At 68.2% G+C, this 2,538-nt stretch carries 3 protein-coding genes; all 3 read left to right on the plus strand.

Translation table 11 applies throughout. The annotated features are described in order from the left end of the window. On the plus strand, window positions 1-1,122 hold a 1,122-nt coding region (gene ftsY, locus QMX83_RS21175; RefSeq protein WP_282298597.1), incomplete at its 5' end, for a signal recognition particle-docking protein FtsY. Continuing rightward, window positions 1,122-2,210: an A/G-specific adenine glycosylase gene (gene mutY, locus QMX83_RS21180; protein ID WP_282298598.1), complete on the plus strand. Its 1,089-nt coding sequence runs from the start codon at window positions 1,122-1,124 to the stop codon at window positions 2,208-2,210. The genes ftsY and mutY, both read left to right, overlap by 1 nt. Before the next feature lie 4 nt (window positions 2,211-2,214). Continuing rightward, entirely contained in the window at window positions 2,215-2,484 is a 270-nt protein-coding gene (locus tag QMX83_RS21185; protein ID WP_282298599.1) for an oxidative damage protection protein, read from the plus strand. The last annotated feature ends 54 nt before the right edge of the window (window positions 2,485-2,538 follow it).

A 2,538-nucleotide genomic window follows, 5' to 3' on the forward strand; every position in this document is an offset into this window, starting at 1 on the left:
CCGGGCTCTGCCCGGCTGGAAGATGATGCATCGACGCACAGCCGGGCAGAGCCCGGCTCTTCGGATCCTGCACCAGCCCCGGTCACGCTCGAACCTGCCGTGCAGACCACCGCCCCAGTCGTGGTCGCCACCGAGATCGTCCAGGAGGCCGCGCAGCCGCTGGCCACCCCGGAGGTCACCGACGAGGTGGCCCCGGCCGCACCCGGTAAGACCGGCTGGCGTGACCGCCTGCGCAACAGCGTGTTCGCACGCAGCGTGGGCAGCCTGTTCTCGCGCAATCCCAAGCTCGACGACGACCTGCTGGACGAGATCGAAACCGCGCTGATCACCGCCGACGTCGGCGTCACCGCCACCACCGCATTGGTGGAAGGCCTGCGCAAGCGCATGAAGGCGCGTGAGTTCGCCGATGCACGCGCGCTGCAGGCCGCGCTGCGCGCCGAGCTGATCGCCATCCTGCAGCCGGTGGCCCAGCCACTGGTGATCGACCGCAACGCCAAGCCGTTCGTGGTGCTGACCGTCGGCGTCAACGGCGTCGGCAAGACCACGACCATCGGCAAGCTGGCCAAGCGCTTCAAGGACGACGGCCACAGCCTGATGCTGGCCGCCGGCGACACCTTCCGTGCCGCCGCGGTGGCGCAGCTGCAGGCCTGGGGCGAGCGCAACGGCGTGGCCGTGGTCGCCCAGGGCCAGAACGCCGACGCCGCGTCGGTGGCGTTCGACGCCCTGCAGGCCGGCAAGGCGCGTGGCACCAGCGTGCTGATCGCCGACACCGCGGGCCGCCTGCACACCCAGGGCGGGCTGATGAACGAACTGGGCAAGATCCGCCGCGTGCTCGGCAAGATCGACCCGGCCGCACCGCACGAGGTGCTGATGGTTATCGACGGCACCACCGGCCAGAACGCGCTGTCGCAGCTGCGTCAGTTCCATGCCGTGGTCACCGTGACGGGGCTGGTGGTGACCAAGCTGGACGGCACCGCCAAGGGCGGCGTGGTGTTCGCGCTGGCACGCGAATTCGGGATTCCGATTCGTTTCGCCGGGATTGGCGAGCGCCCGGAGGATCTGCGCGTGTTCGATCCGGAAGCATTCGTGGATGCGTTGTTGCCTGAAGCGTTGAGTGGTTGATGCGCGCGGTCAGCCACGCAGGGCGTGGCTCTACGGGGCAAGATGCGTTTGTGGGGCGGCTGCTGCCGTGGTTCGACGACCACGGCCGGCATGACCTGCCCTGGCAGCACCCGCGCACGCCCTACCGGGCGTGGCTGTCGGAAATCATGCTGCAGCAGACCCAGGTAGCCACGGTCACTCCGTACTTCCTGCGCTTCCTCGAACACTTCCCCACCCTGCCCGACCTGGCCGCCGCCAGCAACGATGAAGTGATGGCGCAGTGGGCGGGGCTGGGTTACTACGCCCGCGCGCGCAATCTGCACGCTGCCGCGCAACGTTGCGTGGAGCTGCACGGCGGCGACCTGCCGCGTGATTTCGATGCGTTGTTGGCGCTGCCCGGCATCGGCCGCAGTACCGCCGGCGCGATTCTCAGCCAGGCCTGGAATGACCGCTTCGCCATTCTGGACGGCAACGTCAAACGCGTGATGAGCCGCTTCCACGGCATTGATGGCTTTCCGGGCCTGCCGGCCGTGGAAAAAGTACTGTGGGCGCTGGCCAACGACCACGTTGCCCATGTTCCCGAGGGACGGTTGGCCGACTACACCCAGGCGCAGATGGACCTGGGCGCGACCGTCTGCAGCCGGTCCAAGCCGGCCTGCGTGATCTGCCCGCTGACAGACGACTGCGTCGCCCGCCGCGACGGCCGGGTGGAGCAGCTGCCCACGCCCAAGCCTGGCAAGGCCCTGCCCGAACGCGAGGCCACCGCCCTGCTGCTGCGCGATGCGCGTGGCCACATTCTGCTCGGCAAGCGCCCCGACACCGGCATCTGGGCCCAGTTATGGACCCTGCCCCAGGCCGAGACCGGCCCGGCGCTGCAGGACTGGTTCGACGCCCATGTGGACGGTGCGCTGGAGCTGGCCGAGCCGTTGCCGGTGCTGCAGCACACCTTCAGCCATTACCGCCTGCACCTGCAGGTGCTGCAGCTGGGTCCGGTCGCCCTGCGCGACGGGCTGGGCGACAATGCGCACCTGCGCTGGGTCGCTCCGGCCGCGCTGGGTTCACTGGGCCTGCCGGCCCCGATCCGCAAACTTCTGCTTTCTCTTGAGTAATCCCATGTCCCGCATCGTTTTCTGCCAGAAAGAGCAACGCGACACCGAAGGCCTGGATTTCGTGCCCTACCCGGGTGAACTGGGTCAGCGCATCTTCAATGGCATCGGCAAGAGCGCATGGGCCGGGTGGCTGGCGCATCAGACCATGTTGATCAATGAGAACCGCTTGTCGCCGCGCAATCCGGAGCATCGCGCGTTCCTGGAGAAGGAGCTGGAGAAGTTCCTGTTTGCAGGTGGTGCGGAAAAGCCTGCAGGATTCACACCGGAGGCATGACGGTAGCGCCGGCCGTTGGCCGGCCCTCATGAACCCATCCGGATGTGCATGGGC

It is taken from the genome of Stenotrophomonas sp. PS02289 (genome assembly GCF_029960115.1).
Lineage (GTDB): Bacteria > Pseudomonadota > Gammaproteobacteria > Xanthomonadales > Xanthomonadaceae > Stenotrophomonas.